The sequence below is a fragment of the Pseudomonas oryzicola genome (assembly GCF_014269185.2).
Classification (GTDB): domain Bacteria; phylum Pseudomonadota; class Gammaproteobacteria; order Pseudomonadales; family Pseudomonadaceae; genus Aquipseudomonas; species Aquipseudomonas oryzicola.
Window position 1 is genome coordinate 1 of the sequence record NZ_JABWRZ020000021.1, and the last position, 240, is coordinate 240.

Consider the following 240-nt stretch of genomic DNA (forward strand, 5'->3'; position numbering starts at 1 on the left):
CCCCGTCGGTGACCGAAGGTGGTGTCATCACCTACACCGTGACCCTGAGCAACCCGGCCCAGACTCCGGTGACCGTGACCCTGTCCAACGGCCAGACCATCACCGTTGAAGCCGGCAAGACCCAGGGCAGTGTCGATTTCGAGACCCCGGCCAACGACGTCTATAACAACGGTTCGACCGTCAGTGTAAGCATCGAGAACGCCACGGGCGGTAATTTCGAGCAGCTGACCCCGAACCCGA

The 240-nt window shown here is 61.7% G+C and carries 1 protein-coding gene; it reads left to right on the top strand.

Going from position 1 to position 240, the window contains the following annotated elements:
- On the top strand, positions 1 to 240 hold a 240-nt coding region (locus tag HU760_RS24410), incomplete at both ends, for an immunoglobulin-like domain-containing protein (RefSeq protein ID WP_217858992.1).